Annotated in this window: 12 protein-coding genes and 1 pseudogene; 7 read left to right on the top strand and 6 right to left on the bottom strand. The window is 66.5% G+C overall.

From position 1 onward, the window contains the following. The first annotated feature begins 568 nt into the window (after positions 1–568). The gene (locus tag ACIOHP_RS49835) at positions 569–970 is read left to right on the top strand and encodes a bacterial transcriptional activator domain-containing protein (RefSeq protein ID WP_401898502.1); all 402 of its coding nucleotides are present in this window, start codon (positions 569–571) and stop codon (positions 968–970) included. A gap of 529 nt (positions 971–1,499) precedes the next feature. On the opposite strand, the gene ACIOHP_RS49830 is transcribed toward ACIOHP_RS49835, so the two are convergent. Beyond that, positions 1,500–2,066: a hypothetical protein gene (locus tag ACIOHP_RS49830; RefSeq protein WP_401898501.1), complete on the bottom strand. Its 567-nt coding sequence runs from the start codon at positions 2,064–2,066 to the stop codon at positions 1,500–1,502. A 181-nt stretch (positions 2,067–2,247) separates the two neighbouring features. Between ACIOHP_RS49830 and ACIOHP_RS49825 the strand changes: the two genes are divergently transcribed. The 3 genes from ACIOHP_RS49825 (at position 2,248) to ACIOHP_RS49815 (ending at position 3,522) form a co-directional block, all read left to right on the top strand. Next, positions 2,248–2,553 (top strand): hypothetical protein, encoded by a 306-nt coding sequence (locus tag ACIOHP_RS49825; protein WP_401898499.1) that lies wholly within the window; start codon positions 2,248–2,250, stop codon positions 2,551–2,553. Between the two features lie 64 nt (positions 2,554–2,617). Continuing rightward, positions 2,618–2,953, top strand: a complete 336-nt coding sequence (locus ACIOHP_RS49820; protein ID WP_401898496.1) for a hypothetical protein — start codon at positions 2,618–2,620, stop codon at positions 2,951–2,953. A 236-nt stretch (positions 2,954–3,189) separates the two neighbouring features. After that, positions 3,190–3,522: a putative quinol monooxygenase gene (locus ACIOHP_RS49815; RefSeq protein ID WP_401898493.1), complete on the top strand. Its 333-nt coding sequence runs from the start codon at positions 3,190–3,192 to the stop codon at positions 3,520–3,522. A gap of 357 nt (positions 3,523–3,879) precedes the next feature. On the opposite strand, the gene ACIOHP_RS49810 is transcribed toward ACIOHP_RS49815, so the two are convergent. Both ACIOHP_RS49810 and ACIOHP_RS49805 read right to left on the bottom strand, forming a co-directional pair. Then, positions 3,880–4,161 (bottom strand): hypothetical protein, encoded by a 282-nt coding sequence (locus ACIOHP_RS49810; protein WP_401898491.1) that lies wholly within the window; start codon positions 4,159–4,161, stop codon positions 3,880–3,882. Positions 4,162–4,374: 213 nt separating this feature from the next. Beyond that, entirely contained in the window at positions 4,375–4,578 is a 204-nt protein-coding gene (locus tag ACIOHP_RS49805; protein ID WP_401898488.1) for a hypothetical protein, read from the bottom strand. A 391-nt stretch (positions 4,579–4,969) separates the two neighbouring features. On the opposite strand from ACIOHP_RS49805, the gene ACIOHP_RS49800 reads away from it, so the two are divergent. Continuing rightward, positions 4,970–5,464 carry a hypothetical protein gene (locus ACIOHP_RS49800; protein WP_401898485.1) on the top strand — a complete coding sequence of 165 codons (495 nt, stop codon included), beginning with the start codon at positions 4,970–4,972 and terminating at the stop codon, positions 5,462–5,464. Positions 5,465–5,508: 44 nt separating this feature from the next. Here ACIOHP_RS49800 and ACIOHP_RS49795 read toward each other — a convergent pair whose 3' ends face one another. Together ACIOHP_RS49795 and ACIOHP_RS49790 are read right to left on the bottom strand one after the other, a co-directional pair. Further along, on the bottom strand, positions 5,509–5,904 hold the full coding sequence (locus tag ACIOHP_RS49795; RefSeq protein WP_401898482.1) for a hypothetical protein: 396 nt from the start codon (positions 5,902–5,904) through the stop codon (positions 5,509–5,511). Between the two features lie 251 nt (positions 5,905–6,155). Then, positions 6,156–7,394, bottom strand: a complete 1,239-nt coding sequence (locus ACIOHP_RS49790; RefSeq protein ID WP_401898480.1) for a DUF2637 domain-containing protein — start codon at positions 7,392–7,394, stop codon at positions 6,156–6,158. A gap of 480 nt (positions 7,395–7,874) precedes the next feature. Between ACIOHP_RS49790 and ACIOHP_RS49785 the strand changes: the two genes are divergently transcribed. Both ACIOHP_RS49785 and ACIOHP_RS49780 read left to right on the top strand, forming a co-directional pair. Then, positions 7,875–8,024, top strand: coding sequence for a hypothetical protein (locus tag ACIOHP_RS49785; protein ID WP_401898478.1), 150 nt, complete (start codon positions 7,875–7,877; stop codon positions 8,022–8,024). Positions 8,025–9,112: 1,088 nt separating this feature from the next. Then, positions 9,113–9,511: a DUF4440 domain-containing protein gene (locus ACIOHP_RS49780; protein WP_401898475.1), complete on the top strand. Its 399-nt coding sequence runs from the start codon at positions 9,113–9,115 to the stop codon at positions 9,509–9,511. Positions 9,512–9,665: 154 nt separating this feature from the next. Here ACIOHP_RS49780 and ACIOHP_RS49775 read toward each other — a convergent pair. After that, a pseudogene (locus tag ACIOHP_RS49775) lies at positions 9,666–9,998 on the bottom strand (hypothetical protein); the annotation flags it as partial.

Here is a 9,998-nt window from a genome sequence, read left to right as displayed (position 1 = left end):
CAACTTCGCCCGGAAGTAATAACCGACGCAACCTCCACCAGCCGCCTTGCTCCCACCTCAGCCAGAAAAGGACATCGCCTTACGAACCGCTCACTCAGGACTTGTCCGGGACTCCATGACCCGAAGCATGTCAGGCCCCCAGCCCACCTGCCTGACGAAGCGGCAGTGCGCACAATGAGCGGCGGGCCAGGGGCCGGGGCGCTGCGTCATCTGCGACCACGTTGTTGTATTTCCGGCCGGGCCGCTCCGCCGACGTGCTGTGCACCGACATGAACCCGCTCAACCCCTGGAGTGTGAACACCCTCAACTCGCGGCTGCGAGGCCTGCGTGGCGCCCTGGGCCGCGACACCTCCGGCCATCCCTACGTTCTGCGGCGCAGCACCGCCGAGGACCCTTATCGCTCTCCCCCGCGGTGCGGTGCGACTGGACACAGTTCCTCCAGCTCGCCGAGCGCGCGCTGCCCCAGGGACCAGCCGGCGTGCCCGACTTGGAAAGAGCCCTCAGCCTGGTGCGGGGCACGCCGTTCGGCGGTCACCCCGTGCCCTGGGCCGAGCCCTACCAACAAGAGATGATCACAAGGATCATCGACGTGGCCAATACAGTCGCCACCCACCGCATGACCCCAGGCCCGCACCACGACCTGAACAAGGCCCGCCGAGCGGTGACGACGGGCCTCGAAGTCGACGACACGGCAGAGCTGCTCTACCGAGACGCCCTCCGCATCGAACACACCGCCGGCAACCGCTCCGGCCTGCACACCGCCATCACCCGAATCCAACACATCAACCAGACACTCGACTGCTCACTGGAAACGGAGACCGAGGACCTCATCCGCAAACTCCTCAACTTGACTGCCCCGCACCGCCCGGTACCGGGCAGCCCGGCCGCTGCGACTGCCCCTGCCCGGCCCGGATCCGCCACCACAGTGCCCTGCGCCGTCAGATCCTCGACCAGGCCCTGCACCGGGTGACGCGGGAACAGGGACCCGGGCCGTGCCGGCCATGGGACGCGGTCCTCGCCTTCCAGTCCCTGAAAGCCCTCGTACCGCCCCGGTACCAGTGGTCTTTCCAGGCTGGGTACAGTTCGTAGTACACAGCGGTGGTCCAACTTCCCTGACAAACCACCCAGGTTCGGTGTCAGAGGACAGTCCCTGCCCCGCTGAAAGAGCGTTTTATCCCGGCGGGGATGTTTGGTAAGTCGCGCGGTGTCAGCGGATTGGGGCCACGCGCGGAGGCGTGTGAGGATTCGCCCGTGGAATGCGATGTGTGTGGGCGTGCGATGTGGCGGTGGCCAGCGCTGCCGACTGCATGGGAAGAGGAGATCTGGTCCTGTTCCTGGTGCCACGCCGTCACCCAGCGCGGTGACCGCCCACGAGCGCGGTGACCGCCCACGAGCGCACCGAAGCTTGTACTTCCGCGGCGGCCCCTACGGTTCCTGAAGGCCCCGGCCTGGCGTATTCGGGTGCGCCCCCTCCACCCCGCGCCATGAATCACACCACGTCAGGTCGCGGGCTGGCCGTTGACGCGATACTCCTCGGAGGGCAACGAGTCCCATTCCGTCCACGCGCCGTCGCGCGGCACCATGAACAGCGGACGCGACCGGAGGACCTCTCCGACCAGTTGCGCGCGCATGACGATCCCGGGATCATCCGGTGCTGCGTAGCCCTCGGGCATGTAGCGAAAGTGCACGTCCATCGCTTCGGCATACGCGATTGCCTCGCTTTCCAGCTCCGACAGGTCTCTCCCGACCAGTTGGAGACCGTCGTACGCGATCTGAGGTCCGTGTATGGCATCGGCAGCGATGCAGAACAGCCCCACAGCTTGGCTTACGTAGGCCGTGACGGCAGGCGATGAAGGAGCCACTACTCCGCGACGGTGGACTTCGACCTTCCACGTCGGCGTGAAGATCGCGTGGCCTCGTGCACAATCGCTGACCTTCGTCTGGCCGAGCATCGCAGCCGCCTCGACTACGTCGTCGACGGTCATCCCGAACCGGAGCGGTCCGACGCCGACAGCCGGCGAATAGGACCACTCCTCCGGTTCGGCGACCCCGGTCTTAAACGCCATAGTCGCTCCTCTGGAGACACCTGAGATTTGCTGCTACCCATCATGACAATCGCAGACCAGCAGACTGCTGGGTGCGGCCGAGCTCGCGCAGATCACTCAGCGCGAGCCCATCTGGGCTCGGCCGCAAATACGCGACTCCTGACCATGCGAGCTCACCAGCCCCGAGGGCGGCGCATTGAAGATGATCACGCGCATCGTCGACATCGCCCACACCATCGCCACCCACCGCATGACCGCAAGCCCACACCACGATCTCAACAGGGCGCGCCGAGCGGTGACGACGGGCCTCGAAGTCGACGACACGGCAGAGCTGCTGTACCGAGGCGCCCTCCGCATCGAACACGCCGCCGGCAACCGGCAAGGACTCGACAGCACCATCACCCGCATCCAACACATCAACCAGACACTCGACTGCTCACTGGAGACGGGGGACCTCATCCGCGAACTCCTCAACACGCCCGGGACAACGGCGGCATCCAGCCCGTAGTAGTGCTTCGTTGGTGCTGCTAAACCGGTAGTGCCGTGCGACACCCGATGGGTAGTGTGCAGACATGGGGACAAATCTGGGCGAGGGTGATGGTTGCGAACTGCCCGCTACCGCTGTGTGCTGGCTCACCGACGATCCGTTCCCGGGCCTGATCCTGGTGGAGTTCGCCGACGTCTACGACCGCCCCCATCAACTCGTCGGCAAAACCGTCTACTTCGGCGGAGAGCTGCAACCGACCGCACCCTACCCCTGCCCCACCAGCATCCAGTGCACCATCGAAGAAATCGCCGACGACGTCGCCACGGTCAGCACCTGGTGGCTGGAAGGCGGCCCCAACAGCACACGCTTCGTCTTCGACGTCCTCCTCGACACCCTCACACCCATCACCGACGACACCTGACCTGCCGGCATCACTCCGAGTTCCATCCCACGGCGGTCCACCAGAACGTGCACAGGCACGTGCCCGGTGTGAGCAAAGCCGCTGCGGCCAGCGCGGAGCCCTCCCCGGTGCACGGATCGCAGGAGGCAGTGCCGTACCCGGCAGAGTCCCAGAGCCGGCCGGACCACACAAGTACAACGAGAACCCCAGCCGGCCCCCGCCCCTGCGGACCCGTGCGATCATCACCACGGAACCCGATGACGCAGCTGGAGACAGACATGGACAAGGTCGGCCTGTACGTCAAGTTCCGCACGCAGCCCGGGCAGCGCGACGCCCTGGTCAAGATCCTCCTGCAGGCCGCACAACAGGCACAGGACGCCTCCGGGTGCGAGCTGTACGTGGTCAACACCGCCCCCGGTGAGGAAGACGTCGTGTGGGTCACCGAAATCTGGCGCAGCGCAGCCGACCACGAGGACGCACTGTCCGCGCCCGGAGCCACGGAACTGATCGGGCAAGCCATACCGCTCCTGGCGGGACCGCCCGAGCGGATCGACCTGCGCCCCGCCGGCGGAGCCGGGCTGCGCGGATGACAACCCCGGGCAACCACCACCCCGGCAACCGGCAACCCTCCCCCACACCCTGATCAGCCCCACTCAAGAACAGCCCCGCGGACCGGTACCCACCCCATCCGCTCTGCCCGATGAGAACGGGCTGAGGCCGGCCGAGTTCAGGCGCCTTGAGGACCCGATGACGCTCCTGACACCTGGCGGCACCTCCCGCGTCCAGAGCCGTAACCTCACCGACCCCCAGGCTCTGTCCCAGAAGGCGATAGCGGACGGCGGACTGCCGTGCAGTCCCGTTGTCCTGACACGGCACTCACCAGGTCATCAAGCCAAAAAAGCCACGGCAATCCACTACGCCGCCAGAAGCAACCTGCTGGGCAGAGGTCACAGCAGATCGCGCTCCATCATGTCCTGTGCCTCTTCCCAGGTGATGAAGGAGCACGCTCCCGTGCTCAGGTCGACAGCTACGGGCAGGTTCCCGCCGAGTTGCATGTCCTCACGTCCGTGATCGAGGTACTCGACATGGTCGTAGGGAGCGATGGACCGGGCCCCATCCGTGAAGCAGTATTCGGGGATGATCCTCACATTGGAGGACATGCCCCATGTTCTGCTCTCCTCCACGAGGAACGCCCGGGCCCTGCGTTCGGCTTCTTCCACGGCGAGCATGCCGGTTGGTCCTCATGACGTAGTAGTAGCGGTACTTCTTGGCGGCCGGATTGGCCTTACCCGACGGGAAGGCGAGAAAGACTGCTTGTCCATCGATGGCGATGGGGTGCGACGGTCCTGAGTGGGTGTCTTGCGGACTGGGCGCGGACTGCGACCTTGCTTCCCTGGTCACGTGGCGGCCCGCCTCCGGCGTGAAGGGGGCCACCACACTTCCTACGGGATGGAGTCCAGGAACGGGCACCCGTACGTGCGCATCTGCTCAATCACCCGTGCGTACACGGCGTTGTCCTCGATGAGCAGGGCCATGCGCGTGTTGGTGTTGAAGATGGTGCCCAACAGCGCTTTCGTCCGGAGGACAACCCAGCCCTCCTCGGAGCCGTCCCAGAGGTAGCGGTACTCAACGACCTCGTCCGTCATGTGATTCGGCTCCGCTCCGAAATGCCGTCCTTTATGAACGTTGTTACCAGCCCTGCCCAGCCGACTGGGACGATCCGGGAAGAATGTATCGGTGATCCTGCCATCTCGAAGGACTCCAGAGTGCCCGTGAACAAGTCCTCGGTCAGAACGGACGGGTGGACCGGCCCGATCGTCGGCACGTTAGGGCGCCTGCACCACTGGACGCAGCCACTCCCAGCAGCATCGCATTGCTTCAGGGTACTCACTTCGTGCTCCCGCACTCGGGCCCCGACGCGATGCGTCAGGGCCTGCCCGCGGGTCTGCTACTGACCTTGAATGGTGCTGTCGGGGACAGGGAATGGGGTGGTACCCCGAGTCGCTCCGCTGGTGGCCGGTTCGGCAAGATCAACGCATGTCCGGAAGCGAAGCGGATCTGCTGGCGTTACTGCGCGAGCTTGATGATCCGGAATGGCTGGAGTGGCCGCAGCACTACGACCGTGGCGAGACCGCAGCCCGCTTCGGTGGCCTGCTGATCCGACTCGAAGGCGACTTCGCAGCCCGCTGCACGAGTGAGCAGGACACCCAGGACTCCAGCGAGTACGGACGGGTTGTCGTGCCGGCTGACGCGACCGTATGCGGAACACGGATCGTCGTCTGCGTGAGCAAGTTCGCCTCACTGGCGCTGGTCTGCGCGGACAATCCGGGCGCCTTCCTCGGCACCGAAGAAGCTCAGGCCGAGGGCGAGCTGGACGGCGCTGACCTTGCCAAGGTGAACCGGGCGTTGGTCGAACTCGGCTATGCAGTGATCGCCGAGGAACTGCTGGAGAGCGACTACGACGGGCCGAGCCGGCTGCCCTCGCACGTTCAGCGGCCCACCTGGTGGGATCGCTTCTTCGGCTTCTTCTGACGAGCACGCCGACAGGGTCAGGCCCCCTTTCAACTGGCCGGCTTCTACTGCCGGGTCTGCGCGTGGTGGTATGTGAGGGCCTGCCAGCGCCGTTCGAAGTCGCCGGCCTGGCCGGCGATGTAGGCAGCGGTGACAGGCCGGTTGTGCTGCGCCGTGATCCCCTGCGCAGCACACTCCTGCGCAACAGCCTCCAAAGAGGGCCTCTGGCTGCGCAGCCGCTGCCCGGCCCACAGGCGGTAGATCCGAAACGGCAGCAGGTAGCGGCGCAGAATGCCGGCGCTGACCGGCTTGCCGCCCCGGCCACGCAATCCCTTCTCCTCGGCGAGGTAGACGGACAGCTCCTGCGCCTCCGCCGTCGACGACACAGGCTCTGCACTGCGCTGCGCCTGGTGCTCCGCCCACGCCAGGTAGTACCGGTCAACAGTGGTCAGCCCGGCCACTTCCCCGATGGACGGGCCCTCGTTCGGCGGCGGCCCGTCGATGGCGGCGCTGACCCGAGGGCCCCGCTGGTCCGTGGCCGCCTGCGCACCTGCACCTGCGGGCGCCGACTCGGCCGTCTCCTCGTCGCCCGGCGCCAGCTCGTCGGCGTGCGGCTGACGGGAGTTGCCGGCTGGGTCTTCGGCGTGCCGAGCCGTCGCGGTGACCTCGCGCTGCTGGAAGTCCTCGACGAAGGCCTGAAGGTCGACGCCCGTCAGGGCGCGGCCACCGGGACCGGCGATCTGATCCCGCTCAAAGACGTACGCGGCCAGGGCGCTGGCATCCGGGGATAGGCGCCGCGTTCCTGCGCATACGCAAACCAGGCGTTCGAGAAGTAGCCGTACCAGGACAGTTCGTCGTCCGCCTGCTGCTCCGCGGTCACGGGCTCAGGAGTCGGACCATAGCGCCGGGCAAGAACCTGCAGCAGGGGCTGCAGCTGGGCATCGGTGAGCAGCCCGCCCGCGGCAGTGGTGATGCCGTGCTCCTGAAGCCAGTACGCGAACTGGGCGGCCGTGGGCTCGCTCTGGAAGCTCGCGATCCAGGCCCGGTAGGCCACAGCGAAGCCCTTGGCCTCATCCGTCTGCGCATCCCCGGCCCCCTGTTCCGCCGCCACGAGCGGGGACTGATCCGTGGAGCCGGTGGCCTGACTGCTTAATGGAGCCGGTTCCCCCTCGGCGCTGGCCGCGGGCCCGAGCGCAGGCTCCTCAGCGGGCGTTGGGGCTGATGCGCGCTCAGCAGCGAAGGTGAAGGCAATCGGCGGGTCGGCGATGCCAGCGGCAGCGAGACCGGCCGTAGCGGTCTCGGCGAGCGGGACCCCGTACCGGGCCAACCGCAGCGGCATCAGGGCCTCGACAGGCGCCTTGCGCCGCCAGGCGCGGCCGAACCGGGAGCGCAGCCGCGCCTGCGTGACCGGGCGCTCCTGCTCCAGCTTGATCACCTGCTCGTAGGAGCGCAGCTCCCACAGCTTCATCCGCCGCCACAGCAGGAACGTCGGCCCCGGGGACAGAAGCCAGCGGGTCAGGCGGACACCCTCCATGTGCTGGTCCGCGGTGACATCCGCGATCCGGCCGATCGCGTGCCGCGCGGCCTCCACCGAGACCACGAACAGGACCGGGATCACCGCGTGCATACCCACGACGAGCGGGTCCGGCCACGCGGCCGCGCCGTTGGACGCGATCGTCGCCGCCGTCAGGAGCCACGCCGTCTGACGCAGCAGCGGGAACGGGATACGGGTCCATGTCAACAGCAGGTCCAGGGCGAGCAGGACGCAGATGCCCGCGTCGATGCCGACCGGGAAGACGTAACTGAAGTGCCTGAAGCCCTTCTCAAGCGCCAGCTCACGGACCGCCGCGTACGATCCCACGAAACCGATACCCGCGAGGATCACGGCACCGCACACGACCACGCCGATCAGCACCCGGTGCGTCCGTGTCAGCTGTAACGGCGCAGCCACCCCTACTCCCCCTTCGATCGCACTAGCGAACACATGACACTCTGTCATGCACAGCCGGGCGGCGGGAGAGGTTTGCGCGCCTGCGGGAGGACTCGACTTCGCCCGTCTCAACTGGCCCCGCTGCAACCTGAGTCGGCCCTGTTTCTTCGTTGTAGAGCCCGGTTCGGGCTCGTGGCCTTCGGGGCCCCCGTATGACTCGTTGCCCCGGTCCTTGATGATCCAGGGGCACCTGCTCAACGAATTGCGGAGTTTGCCCGGGCCGTTGAGGTCACCATCGCCCACGAAGAACGGGGGACGGCGTGGCCGCGGCTCAGCCAGTAGATCAGCGACCACTGCGACGGACTGCGCATCCGTCAGCAGCTCACCGACGCCGTCGACAACTGGGAACACGCCAGCCGCGACCGGATCCTCCTCAACCCTGGCGCCAGCCTGTCCGTCGCCTCCGGCTGCGTCGAACAGGTCCCAGGAACAGCCGGAGCCATGGTGACGGCATTCCTCGAGGCCTCGCAGGATCTCGCGGAGCACGAGCAGCGCCGTGAACGGCGTTCCGTACGACGGCTACGGCTCGCCATCGTGACTCTCTCCGCGCAGCTCGCGGTGACCATGGTCGGAGACACACAATCACGCTGAGCACGGTGGATATCTGCCGCCCTTCTGCCGAGCCAGCCCCGCGAACGTTCGCTGGACCTGACTGCCAACGAGAGACTGCACGAATTCAGGCACCTGGCGGGACGTCAGCAGAGGCAACAACGTCACTGGCAGTCGGGCCCTCTTCGGCCACATCGGACAGCGGATCACGCGGCTCCTCTGTCGGTTCCTCCGTAGGCCCGTCTCCTGGTGGAGGCGGCGACCACTGCGTAACACCAGGAAGGGGGCTGTTATAGGTGGGAACATCGGGGCCGGAACTCTCCACGGCGGGGAAACGCACCACAATGGCAATCCAGTGACCCGCCGTGGGCGGCTCGGGCAGCGTCCATGACACCTTCCAGACTCCGTTGCGCAGGACGTCAGCGCTTGGAGAGATGAGCCATGCGTCGCCGCCTTCGCTTCCGCCCTCCTCCGCGCTGGGCGCATCGGCTGCAGAGCCGCGTGGTGACGCCACGATGACGTGAATCTCCGCGTCAGATGGCAGGTTGATGGCCGTGCCAGCGAACTGATACCGCTTCTTCCCGGGCGGAGGAGCTGCCGGCGTCTCTGACCAAGAGGTCACACTCACCGCCGTCGCGCTGCTTCGCGGTGAAGGCCTCCCGCTGTCGCCGGGGCTGTCCGAACCACCGATTGTGCCTGCGATGAGCGCGCCCACAATGGTACCGAGGGCCGCCAGAACGGCAGCGATGATCGTCTGCCAGCTATGTAGACGACGCCCGAGGCGGCGCCATAAACCTGGATCTGAGGCGCCCGGAGGCGAATTACTCGACATGCTCCCTGTCCCCCCGTTGATGCTTCACCTCATCGTCCGCCCTCGCTGGCCTGCGCCGAAGTGCTTTGGACAGAACCAACCCCAATGAGCTCGTAACACGATCATGGTGTAGGGCTGTTGAGTCGTCTCCAGCAGATCAGTCCGCAGGCCAGGGAGACTATGGCGTTGTGGAGGTGGAGCCGTCTGCCGGGCGGACTGCGAGGCGCTTGAACTGGCGCGCGACGGTCCGCCTCGACGACATTTCGCAGCCTGTCGAGACCGGCGAGGTCCGGCGCCCCTTCGCTGTTACCGTCGCGCCATGTCCAAGATCGAGATAGACGTCGTGACCGCCGAGTTCTTCGATGCCTTTGACAACCGGGGCGGCAAGGCTGCCGACGTGGCCCGGATCCGCCAGCTGATTCTTCCCGGTGGTGTGATCGTCAAGACCGGCCCGGAGTTCACGGTCTACACCGTGGACGAGTTCATCGAGCCTCGCCAGCGGCTGCTGACCGAGGGTCGGCTGGTCGAGTTCTCCGAGTGGGAGACCTCTGAACGGACTGAGATCGCGGGCGATATCGCGTCGCGGTTCGGCGAGTACCGCAAGTCCGGGATCTTGGATGGTGAGCCGTTCGAGGGGGACGGTACCAAGACCATCCAGTTCGTCCGCACCTCCGAGGGCTGGCGGATCGCAGCGTTTGCCTGGTACGACCAGCCCTGACCGCGGGGCGGTCCGGCGGCGGCTTATCAGCTTGGGTTGATGCGGTGCACCGCACCGGGCTCATCCTCATTCGGCACGGCATATCGAGCACCTTGACAGCCAGGTCGCCCCGCCCCCGGAAACGTGGGCAGGGCGCTATGAGCTCGTAACACGATCATGATCGGTGCTTCTTCAGCCGCCTCCAGCGGATGAGAGTGCAGGCCAATGAAACGAAGGCGTCGTGGAGTTCGGTGCGGCGTTGCCAACGGACGGGGAGGCGCTTGAACTGGTGGAGGAGCGCGAAGGCAGCGTAGACGTTCGGGACGTTATCGAGCCACTTGCCCGGCGAGGCGACGCCCTCGGCACTGCGGATGGCGAACCGTCCGACGGCCCGCGCCGTGAGGTCCTCCGACCTCTCAGTGAGCGGTTCGTAAGGCGATGTCCTTTTCTGGCTGAGGTGGGAGCAAGGCGGCTGGTGGAGGTTGCGTCGGTTATTACTTCCGGGCGA

The sequence above is a fragment of the Streptomyces sp. NPDC087859 genome (assembly GCF_044742595.1).
Lineage (GTDB): Bacteria > Actinomycetota > Actinomycetes > Streptomycetales > Streptomycetaceae > Streptomyces > Streptomyces canus_F.
This window is presented reverse-complemented; position numbering and strand designations above follow the sequence as displayed.